Here is a 9,988-nt window from a genome sequence, read left to right as displayed (position 1 = left end):
TCAAAGAAGCCGTTCCCAAAGTTGCCCGTGTCGCGGTTCTCTACGATCCGGCCTCTCCGTTCGATGCATTCGACGTGAAAGAGGTTTTCCCCGCCGCGGCGCGCGCGCTGAAATTGACTATTCGGCCTTGGGAGGTACGAGCTGTGGACGACTTCGATAAGGTTTTTGCTGCGCTAAACAAGGAGCGGCCGGATGGACTCTACGTGGCTACGAGCCCGTTAATATTTTCTAACGGAAAACGGATCGCGGCCTTTGCGTTAAAGCATCGGTTACCAGCGGTGTACCTCAGGAAGGAAGATGTCGAGGCCGGCGGGCTCATGTACTACGGGGCGGACCTCGCGGACAGCTACCGGCGTGTCGCCACCTATGTGGACAGAATCCTGAAAGGCGCCAAGCCCGCCGATCTCCCTGTGGAGCGGCCCACGAAGTTCGAGCTGATGTTCAATCTGAAAACAGCAAAGCAGATCGGCGTGACGATTCCGCAGTCCATGCTGTACCGGGCGGACAAGGTGATTAAATGAAAATTTTGAATTGTGAGTTTTGAATGTTGAGTTATGAATCCAAAATCTAATATACATCGGGATAGGAAGAGGCCAAGTTGAAGTCGCCGATCGGACAGAACGTTCCTCGCGCTGACGGCAAGGATAAAGTGACCGGCGCGGCGGTTTACACAGGCGACATGAAACCGTCCGGGATGCTATACGGCAAGGTTCTACGCAGCCCGCTGCCGCACGCGAAGATTCGCCGGATCGATTCTCGCAAGGCGGAATCGATTCCGGGCGTGCTCGCCGTTCTAACGCGGGAGAATCTTCAGGTCGCATCGCCTCTGCACGGCGCGTACGTGAAGGACCAGCCGGTCGTCGCAATGGACAAAGTCTGTTACGCCGGCGACGTCGTCGCGGCCGTGGCCGCGACGGACGAACGCATCCCAGTGGAAGCGTTGAAGGCGATCGAGGTCGAGTACGAGGAGTTGCCCGCGGTTCTCACGGTGGACGAAGCGCTGGCCGAAGGCGCGCCGCTCGTGCACGAGCGCCTCGAAGGACGGAAGCAGCCCGAGTACGGCAGGGGCGCGAGCCACGTCGTCCACGAAGGGAGCAATATCTGCCTCCACTTTCGCTATCAGCGCGGCAACGTCGATGAAGGCTTCGCCGCCGCCGATTTCGTCTACGAAGACACGTTTCATTTTCCCAGCGCGCAACACTATCCGATGGAGCCGCACGTCAGCCTGGCGAAATTCGACGGCGATAATTTAATAGTCTGGTCATCCACGCAGAGTCCGTTCCCGCTGCGCCAGGAGCTGTCGCGCATTTTCGGCCTGCCTTTGAGCCGCGTTCGCGTCGTCGTCCCGTACGTCGGCGGCGGCTACGGTGCGAAAAGCGGAGTGAAGAACGAAGCGATCGCCGCTTCGCTGTCGCGGATCGCGGGCCGGCCCGTGCGTCTCGCCAACAGCGCGGAGGAGACGTTCAGGACGATGTGCCAGCCGCGCGCGCGCGTCACGATCAAGACCGGCGTCAAAAAAGACGGCACGTTCATCGCGCGGCAATGCCGGCTCTATCTCGACGGCGGCGCCTACGCGAACTCCGGCCCTTCGGTCACCGAAAAGGCCGGTTACCGATCGCATGGGCCGTATCCGATTCCCAACGTGCTCACCGACGCCTATACGATTTACACCAACACGGTGCCGGCCGGCGCTTTTCGCGGCTTCGGCGCGCCGCAGGTTGCCTACGCCTACGACTCGCATCTCGACATGATCGCGCGGCGCATGAACCTCGATCCAGTGAAGCTGCGGCACAAGAACTTACTCGGTCGCGGCGACGAGTACGCCTTGGGCGACACGCCGATCGACTGCGATCTTCCGTCTGGGTTACGTCGGGTGGCGGAAGCGATTCACAAACCCTCACCCTTCCCTCTCCCTGGCAGGGAGAGGGTTAAAGGTGAGGGTTCGATCAAGAGAGGGAAGGGAATTGCCGCATGCGTGAAAGACGGAGGCGGGACCAACAAGGCGGCGCATGCCATGGTAAAGATTTTGATCGATGGCAGCGTCGTCATGTCCACGGGATCGGTGGAGATCGGCCAGGGCATGCGCACGGTATTTTTGCAGTTGGTGGCAGAGGAATTATCCGTGCCCGTTGAAAGCGTTCAAGCGGCGGAGCTCGACACCCAATACACGCCGTTCGACAAAGGGACCAACGCGAGCAGCGCCACGTCGGTGATGGGGCTCGCGATGCAGAGGGCGGCGGGCGACGCGCGCGAGCAGCTTCTGGGCGCGGCGGCGGCCGTGCTCGGCGTCGAAGCGGCGAACGTTACGCTGCGGGAAGGAAAACTCTCCGGCGGCGGCAAGAGCCTCGCGTTGCGGGACGTGATGCGGCGCCGCTTCGGCGAGGCCGAGGGCGAGATTGTCGGCCGGGGATATTTTAAGGTGCCGCGCAACGACGCCGTTCCGCTCGGCTATCCGTCGCCTTTCTGGGAGATCGGCTTCGGCGCCGCCGCAGTCGAGATCGACGAAGAGACGGGAGAAGTAAAGGTCGCGAATTATATTTCGCTCACCGACGCGGGCAGGATGATCAACCCGAAACAATGCGAAGGACAGGACGAAGGAGCCGCCGTCTTCGGCCTCGGGCAGGTGCTGTTCGAAGATCTCGTTTATCAAAACGGAGAGCTCCTGAACGGAACCCTTATCGACTACCGGCTGCCGCGCTTTAGCGACCTGCCGCGCGCGTTTCATACGATCATCCTCGAAGAAGGGGGCGGCGCCGGCCCGTACGGCGCGAAGGGGATGGGCGAGGGTGGAATTCTTGCCGTCGCGCCGGCGGTCTGCAACGCGGTGGAAGACGCCGTCGGCGTGCGCATGCAATCCGTGCCGCTGACGCCGGAGAAGGTTTGGCGGGCGATGAAGAGGAAAAGTTGAGGGTTTTCCCTCACCCCTTCCCTCTCCCTGTGGGAGAGGGTGAGGGAGAGGGTCGAAGGAATTTCGCATGGCATCTTCAATTCAACATTCAAAACCGTTCGACGGGGCTCACGGCAGGTTCAAAATTCAAAATTGGGAGCCGGAGCCGCGGACCGATTTGCAGGAGAAGGTCGTCGGCAAGGCGAAATATGTAGAAGACCTGCCCGACTTGCCCGGACTGGCTCACGGCGCGACGCTCCTAAGCCCGTACTCGCACGCGCGTATCCGCTCGATCGATTCTTCCAAGGCGGAAAAGCTGCCCGGCGTGCTTGGCGTTGTGCACCGCGAGAAGCTGGACGGCTTGAACCCGCTCTTGCCCGAGCACAAACACGAGCTGCTCAAAATCGGCCCCGACCAGAACTTTATCGCCATCGACAAGGTTCGCTTCGACGGCGAGCTGGTCGCCTTGGTCGCGGCGGATGATCCGCGCACGGCCCATCGGGCGGCGGGCCTCATTGAGATAGACTACGAGCCGCTACCGCCGGTATGCAGCGCTGAAGAAGCGCTTGCTCCAGGCGCGCCTCTCGTGCACGAAAAACACGGCTCCAATCTCCTGCTTGAGGACAAGCTCGAATGGGGCGACATCGAGAAAGGTTTCAAAGAGGCCGAGCTCGTGTTCGAGGAGACCTACAGCTCGCCCGCGATGTTCCACCATCCGATGGAAAACATCGGCGGCTGCGTCGCGCGCTTCGTCCAGGACGAGATCGATCTGTGGGCCGGGACCACTTCGCCGTTTCGCGATACCGGAGAGCTCGCGCACTTCTTCGGACTCGACATCGACAAAGTGCGAATCAGAGTGCCGTACGTCGGCGGCGGCTTCGGCGCAAAAATCATCACGAATTCAATCGTCGCCGCTTTGTTTCTTTCGCGTAAAATCCAGCGGCCGGTCAAGCTGAGTCCTTCCGCGGCGGAGAGCTTTCGCCAAAATTCCCGCCACGCGATGGTCTACAAAGCCAGGATCGGCGTCAAGTCGGACGGCGCGTTGACAGCGCTCAGGGTCGATCTCCTGGTCGATACCGGCGCTTATACCACCGGCGGCGCGACCACGACGCACAACGCGGTCATCTCCGCCTGGGGTTGCTACCGAATCCCTCACCTCAGGATTCACGCGCGCTGTGCTTACACGAACAAAGTTCCGGCGAGCCACACGCGCGCGACCGGCAAAGTCCAGACGACCTTCGGCATCGAGTGCGCGATCGACAGCGTCGCGCGGCAGATGAAAATGGAGCCGGTGGAGTTTCGCAAGAAGAACGTTCTCAAGCGCGGCGACTTTGTCGCCAAGGGAACTCCCAAGATGGATACGGACTATCCGGAGCTGATCCAGCAGGCGATCTCAGCCATACAGTGGGATGGCCGTTCCGCTTCGCGGAACAGCGCGCCTCCCCTCCACACACGTGTCGTGTGGGGCAGAGGGCTCGCGCTGAGCCTCCGCCACGGCTCGCAGGGCGGCGGCCGGGCGCACGCGCTGGTGACGATGGACGCGAAGGGCGTCGTCAAGGTCCAGCACACGGCGCCCGAGATCGGACAAGGCACGCACAATCTCATCGGCGTCGTCGCCGCCAAAACCCTCGGCATTCCGCAAAGCGAGGTGAAGGTCGCCCAGCCGGATACCGCCGTCCATCTTCCGTTCGGCGGCGTCAGCGCGCAGCGCACGACGATGCAGATGGGCAAGGCGGTGGAGAACGCCTGCGAAAATTTGAAGCGCGAGCTGGTGCTGCTCGCGTGCCTGATCAAGGGAGGAAAGCCGGAAGAGTGGAAAGTGGCCGAGGGATGCCTATGGCGCGCGGAGAATAGTTTTCCTTTTGCCGATATCGTCCGCTCCGCCGGTGGAAATTCGGTGGTCAAGGCCGTCGGCGCCCACAGCGCGCCGCCGATGGCGAAGGACTCCTCCTTTAGCGGCATGGATCATTGGGCGCCGAGCGCCGGCGCGGCCGAGGTCGAGATCGACTGCGAGACCGGCGAGCTTCGCGTTCTCAAATTCGCCGCCGTCGCCGACGCGGGGAGGGCGCTGCACTATCCATCGGCGAAGGGGCAGGTGGAGGGTGGGGCGGTGATGGGGATCGGCCATGCGCTCTACGAGGAAGTGATCTATCAGGACGGCCAGCTAATGAACGGCGATCCATTCCAGTATCGCCTCCCGGTGCTGGAGGACCTGCCGCCGGAGTTTTACGCCGACATGCTCGAAAACGAGGACGGCCCCGGCCCCTTCGGCTCGAAGGGGATGTCGCAGACTTCCATCGTCACGGTCGCGCCGGCGATCGGCAACGCGATCTACGACGCCGTCGGCGTGCGCGTGACCTCGCTGCCGATCACGCCGGAAAAAATCCTGCGGGCGATGGGGAAATTATAAAAGGAAAAGGCCTGCCCTGAGCTTAGTCGAAGGGTCAAAAGGCAAAAGTGAAAAATGCTAAACGCGTTCAAACTTTTGAGACCGACTACCGTGGCCGAAGCTTCCAGCGAGTTGTCTCGTCTCGGAGACGGCGCCAAGCTCTACGCCGGCGGCGCCGAGCTGGTGCTGCTGATGCGTAACGGCATGGTCCATCTCGACTATCTTATCAACATCAAAGGCATCGATGATCTACACCGCATCGACTGGAACGGCAGCGTCCTCAAGATCGGCGCCTGCGCCACACATCATCGTCTGGAGCGCGACCCGCTGGTGCGGCGCTATCTGCCGGCGTTCGCTTACGCCGAGTCGCAGGTGGCGAACGTCCGCGTGCGCGCCCAGGGCACGCTGGGCGGCAACCTTTGCTTCAGCGACCCTCATTCGGACGCGGGCGCGGCGCTGCTGATTTACGAACCCAAAGTGAATGTCACGAGCGGCAAAGGCTCGCGGCAAATGACGCTGGAAGAATTTCTCGTTGGAATGTACGTCACGGCCTTGGAGCCGGATGAGTTGCTGGCCGATGTGCAAGTTTCACCTTTGCCGCCCGAATGGACCAGCGCCTATCTCAGAGTGCATCGTTTCCAGCGGCCGACCTTGGGAGTCGCGGCGGCGGCAAGAATAAAAAACCACCGGATCGAGGAAACGAGACTCGCCGCCGGCTGCGTCAGCCCCAGGCCGGAGCGGTTGAGAGATCTGGAGAGCGCGCTGCGCGGCGCGAGCATCGCCGACTCTCAGCGAATCATCCGGGATAAAAGGTCTTACCTAAGAGACCTGCTGGAGCCGGTGGACGATCTGCTGGGCTCGGCCGACTACAAACTCTACATGACGCAGGTTTTGCTAGGCCGAGCGCTGGAGCAAGCCGCGAGTACAAAAGATGAAAGGTCGGAGACCGATTGTTTGAAACCGGAGCCATCCGTGCTTCGACAAGCTCAGCACGAACGGTCCGCTTTCCGTTCCCGCCCGGTCACCCTGAGCCTGTCGAAGGGTGACGATGGTGGCATTCAAGATCGTGGCGCGGAAAACTTCCAACTCGCTTTGACGGTCAACGGCCAAGAATGGCAAGGCGAGGTTCCGGTGGAAGAGACGCTGCTGGATTTTCTCCGGACGCGCCGCCAGCTCACCGGGACTAAACGTTCGTGCGAATCGCAGGTGTGCGGCGCGTGCACCGTTCTAGTCGACAGTCTGCCGGTAAGCTCGTGCAGTTATCTCGCGTTCGAGGCGCATGAAAAATCCGTGACGACTGTCGAGGGATTGGCGGTGGGGGAACGGCTCGATCCGCTGCAGCAAGGATTTGTCCGTAACCTCGGCGCCCAGTGCGGCTACTGCACACCGGGACAGTTGATGGCGGCGAAGGCGCTGCTGCTCGAAAATCCATCTCCGAGCCGAGAGGAGATCGCCGAGTGGCTTAGAGGCAACATCTGCCGCTGCGGTTGCTATCCGGGAATCGAGGCGTCGGTATTGGAGGCGAGCGGACAGAAAGGATGAAGGATGAGGGATGAAGGATGAAACCGGAAAGGATTCGTAAGAACTTACGGAGCTGCGGTCTCGTGGCACTGTTGTTTTTTCTGCTCCTTGGCGGTTTCGATTCTGCGGTCGCGGCCGCGGACAAGATCCGGCTGTCCATCTCGAGCGTGGATATGTCCTTTCTCACCCCCGCGGTGTCGCTCAAGCGGGGCTTTTTCAAAGAGGAAGGGCTGGACGCGGAGATCATTCGAATGAACGCCAACGTCTCGATCACCGCGCTCGCCACCGGCGACCTCGACTACACGATGATCTTCGGCTCGGTGGTGCGCGGCGCCGTCCGCGGTCTGCCGATGAAAGTCGTCGCGAGCTTCATGGACGGCTCCACGCATACAGTGATCGCGCGTCCGGAATTCAAGTCGATTAAAGATCTGAAGAGTAGGACGCTGGGCGTCAGCTCCTTCGGCGCCACCGCCGACGTGGCCGCGCGCATGATTTTCAAATCCTCCGGCATCGATCCCGAGAAAGAGATAAAAATCATCGCGCTCGGCTCGGACCAGGCGCGCTTCGCGGCATTGAAGGAGGGGATCGTGGACGTCGCGATCATCTCCCCGCCGGCGGACGTCGAGGGAAAAAAGTTGGGCTTCAACGTCCTCGCCCGCGCGTATGAGGTCTTCAAGCTGCCGTTCATAGGTCTTGGAGCTAACCATAAGAAGATCAAAGAAAGGCCCGACGAGATCAAGCGCACACTCAAGGCTCTGATTAGAGGCAACCGCTACATCACGGCCAACCGCGAGGGCGCGGTTCAGGTGCTGATGGAATGGAGCAAGACGGATCGGGAAAGCGCCGCGCTGTCCTACGACGCAACGGTCAAAGTATTCAACGTGGACGGAAGCATTCCGGAGAGCGGTCTGAAGCTCGTCATCGAGCCGGCGAAGCAGGCGTTGAAGGTCGAGCGGCCGGTTTCGTTCGATGAAGTGGCGGACCTGGGCCCTTTGCGCGAAGCGCAGAAAGAATTAGGAGTATCGCGATGAATCGGATCATCTCACGCGTGCGAGGAGTGTTTATTGTCGCGGCTGCGACGTTGCTGCTCTGCGACGCGGCGCTCGCCGCGGACAAGATCCGGGTGTCGATTTCCAGCCTCGACGTCGCCTTTCTCACCGGCGGCGTCGCGCAGAAGAGAGGCTTCTTCAAAGAAGAAGGGCTGGAGCCGGAGCTGATCCGGATGAACGCGAACGTTTCGATTACGGCGCTGTCCACCGGCGACATCGACTACACGATGATTTTCGGATCGGTGGTGCGCGCGGCGGTCCGCGGTTTGCCCATGAAGGTCGTCGCCAGTTTTCTGGACAGCTCCACGCACACGCTCATCGCCCGGCCCGAATATAAATCCGTCAAGGACTTGCGGGGGAAAACTTTAGCGGTGAGCTCGTTCGGCGCGACTTCGGACGTCGCCGCCCGGATGATGTTTCAAAAATCGGGCCTCGATCCGGAAAAGGATCTCAAGATCATCGCGCTCGGATCGGACCGCGCGCGTTTCAGCGCGCTGAAAGAAGGCATCGTCGACGTGGCGGTGATCTCCCCGCCGGCCGACGTCGAAGGGAAAAAGATGGGCTTCAACGTGCTCGCTCGCGCCTACGAGCTCTTCAGCCTTCCCTTCGTTGGCCTGGGCGCCAACACGAAAAAAATCAAAGAGAGGCCGGACGAGATCAAGCGGGTGCTGAAGGCGCTGATCAAGGCCAACCGCTTCATCACGGCCAACCGGGACGGAACAATTCAGATCCTGGCGGAGTGGGGCCGGACCGATCGTGAGAGCGCCGCCGCTTCCTATGACGGAACCGTGAAGGTGTTCAACGCGGACGGCAGCATCCCGGAGAGCGGACTCAAGCTGGTCATTGATCAGGCGAGACAAGCGCTGAAAGTCGATCAGGCGGCTTCACCGGACCAGGTCGCGGACCTGGGTCCGTTGCGCGAAGCACAGAAGGAATTAAACATCAAAGGAAGATAAGAAAGGGGAATACGACATGCCGGAACCAAAAATTTCGACCCAGCAGATCGCGGAGAAGAAAAGCTCGTACCGTAAATGGATCGAGTCCGAAGGAATTCAATTGGTCGAGGGGTTTTTCGTCGAGGACATCAACGCAGTGCCGCTCTCGCCCTGGGACCGCGTCGGCGGGAACGCCGTGCGGATTTGCCTCGAAGGCACGGGCGAGACCAACGACGCCTACATCTGCGAGATCCCGCCGGGCAAATCGCTCAAGCCGCAGAAGCATATGTTCGAGGAGCTGGTCTACATCGTGAGCGGCCGGGGCGCGACGACGATGTGGCAGGACGGCGGCACCAAGCGCACCTTCGAGTGGCAGGAGGGATCGCTGTTCTCGCCGCCGCTCAACACCAACTACCAGCACTTCAACGGCAGCGGCACGCAGCCGGCCCGCTATCTCGCGGTCACGAGCGCGCCGATCATGATCAATCTCATTCACAATCTCGACTTCATATTCAACTGCCCGTATGTCTTCAAGGATCGCTTTAACTCCGAGGACGATTACTTTTCAAAGGAGGGCACGTGGTACGCGGGCAGGGTTTGGGAGACCAACTTCGTGCCCGACGCGAAGAACCTGAATCTCATCGAATGGAAAGAGCGCGGCGCCGGCGGCTCACAGGTCCGCTTTCAGATCGCCGAGAACACGATGTGCGGCCACGTGTCGCAGTTTCCCGTCGGTACTTATAAGAAGGCCCATTACCACGGACCCGGCGCTCACGTCATCGTCTTGAGCGGTCAGGGTTATTCTCTCCTCTGGCCGAAGGGACAGCCGATCAAACGCTACGATTGGAAGCCCGGCAGCGTGGTGGTGCCGCCGGCGGACTGGTTTCACCAGCACTTCAATTCCGGCGCGACTCCCGCGCGCTATCTCGCGCTCCGCTGGGGCAGCAAGAAATACTACGGCATCATGGGCGAGGGCGGCGGCCAGACCGACGTGGACGTGAAGCTCGGCGGGCACCAGATCGAGTACGAGGACGAAGATCCGATGGTGCGGCGCATCTTCGAGGAGGCCTGCGCCAAGTCGGGCGCCAAGAGCCAGATGGACAAGTACTACAAAAAGTCGGCTTGACGAGCTGATCTCAGCTCATGCTTCGCTTTAGATATTGCAAGCTGATCGCTGAAAGCTGAGAGTGAGAGCATGCCTCGTCAG

The 9,988-nt window shown here is 60.9% G+C and carries 7 protein-coding genes; all 7 read left to right on the top strand.

Translation table 11 applies throughout. The features are described 5' to 3' along the window. Window positions 1-521: ABC transporter substrate-binding protein (locus VGL70_12055; protein HEY3304258.1), on the top strand; the 521-nt coding region annotated here is incomplete at its 5' end. Between the two features lie 77 nt (window positions 522-598). Next, window positions 599-2,908, top strand: coding sequence for a xanthine dehydrogenase family protein molybdopterin-binding subunit (locus tag VGL70_12050; protein ID HEY3304257.1), 2,310 nt, complete (start codon window positions 599-601; stop codon window positions 2,906-2,908). 67 nt (window positions 2,909-2,975) lie between these two features. After that, window positions 2,976-5,297 (top strand): xanthine dehydrogenase family protein molybdopterin-binding subunit, encoded by a 2,322-nt coding sequence (locus VGL70_12045; protein ID HEY3304256.1) that lies wholly within the window; start codon window positions 2,976-2,978, stop codon window positions 5,295-5,297. Between the two features lie 54 nt (window positions 5,298-5,351). After that, window positions 5,352-6,818 carry an FAD binding domain-containing protein gene (locus VGL70_12040; GenBank protein HEY3304255.1) on the top strand — a complete coding sequence of 489 codons (1,467 nt, stop codon included), beginning with the start codon at window positions 5,352-5,354 and terminating at the stop codon, window positions 6,816-6,818. Between the two features lie 62 nt (window positions 6,819-6,880). Then, window positions 6,881-7,828, top strand: a complete 948-nt coding sequence (locus VGL70_12035; protein HEY3304254.1) for an ABC transporter substrate-binding protein — start codon at window positions 6,881-6,883, stop codon at window positions 7,826-7,828. After that, window positions 7,825-8,802: an ABC transporter substrate-binding protein gene (locus VGL70_12030; protein ID HEY3304253.1), complete on the top strand. Its 978-nt coding sequence runs from the start codon at window positions 7,825-7,827 to the stop codon at window positions 8,800-8,802. Before VGL70_12035 ends, VGL70_12030 begins: the two co-directional genes overlap by 4 nt. Window positions 8,803-8,818: 16 nt before the next feature. After that, entirely contained in the window at window positions 8,819-9,907 is a 1,089-nt protein-coding gene (locus tag VGL70_12025) for an ethanolamine ammonia lyase-activating protein (protein HEY3304252.1), read from the top strand. Window positions 9,908-9,988 lie beyond the last annotated feature (81 nt).

The organism is Candidatus Binatia bacterium (assembly GCA_036504975.1).
GTDB lineage: Bacteria > Desulfobacterota > Binatia > UBA9968 > UBA9968 > JAJPJQ01.
The sequence above is the reverse complement of the archived record's forward strand: the minus strand, read 5'-3'. Positions and strand labels throughout refer to the sequence as shown.

Bases quoted from the DNA above. Each gene is read 5' to 3' on its own strand.
- VGL70_12045 (HEY3304256.1), top strand. From the start codon at position 2,976: ATGGCATCTTCAATTCAACATTCAAAACCGTTCGACGGGGCTCACGGC.
- VGL70_12040 (HEY3304255.1), top strand. From the start codon at position 5,352: ATGCTAAACGCGTTCAAACTTTTGAGACCGACTACCGTGGCCGAAGCT.
- VGL70_12030 (HEY3304253.1), top strand. From the start codon at position 7,825: ATGAATCGGATCATCTCACGCGTGCGAGGAGTGTTTATTGTCGCGGCT.
- VGL70_12025 (HEY3304252.1), top strand. From the start codon at position 8,819: ATGCCGGAACCAAAAATTTCGACCCAGCAGATCGCGGAGAAGAAAAGC.